Source organism: Pseudoalteromonas sp. P1-7a (assembly GCF_001401855.1).
Classification (GTDB): domain Bacteria; phylum Pseudomonadota; class Gammaproteobacteria; order Enterobacterales; family Alteromonadaceae; genus Pseudoalteromonas.
Window position 1 is genome coordinate 1 of the sequence record NZ_LKDU01000092.1, and the last position, 599, is coordinate 599.

General features: G+C 34.6%; 1 protein-coding gene. It reads left to right on the forward strand.

Annotated elements, in window-relative coordinates; all coding sequences use genetic code 11:
* Positions 1-173 precede the first annotated feature (173 nt).
* Positions 174-530: a four helix bundle protein gene (locus tag AN389_RS19590; RefSeq protein ID WP_055020502.1), complete on the forward strand. Its 357-nt coding sequence runs from the start codon at positions 174-176 to the stop codon at positions 528-530.
* Positions 531-599: the final 69 nt, after the last annotated feature.

The following is a 599-nucleotide window of genomic DNA, read 5'->3' on the forward strand; positions in this document are numbered from 1 at the left end:
TTTTAAATTCCTCTGTATGTTTACGAAACGCTTTTACTTTCATGACAACTGACTCCTAAATAGGTGTCTACTTTTATGGAGTCAGATCAATCAGTCTTAGGCTTTAATTGCGTTTAGGGTGTCTATTTCTTCAAATACTTCTAAGCTAAAAGTAAATAGCTAGGATTAAGTCGATGAACTTTGAAAACTTAGAAGTTTGGAAACGTTCAGCCCGTTTAAGTGCTGATATATATAAAATCACGAGCTCGATAAAAGATTATGGGTTTAGAGATCAATTAACACGCTCTGGTTTGTCTGTTCCTAGTAATATAGCCGAGGGGATGACCAGAGACAGCAATAAAGAAAAAGTTAGATTTTTAGATATTGCTCGCTCATCAATAGCTGAAGCAAGAACGCAAATTTATATTGGAATAGATATTTGTTATATAGATAAATCCGTTGGTCGAAAGTGGCTTGATGAAACCGTAGCGCTTTCAAAAATGTTGACTAGTTTAATCGCAACATTAAAAATGACTGATCTGACTCCATAAAAGTAGACACCTATTTAGGAGTCAGTTGTCATGAAAGTAAAAGCGTTTCGTAAACATACAGAGGAATTT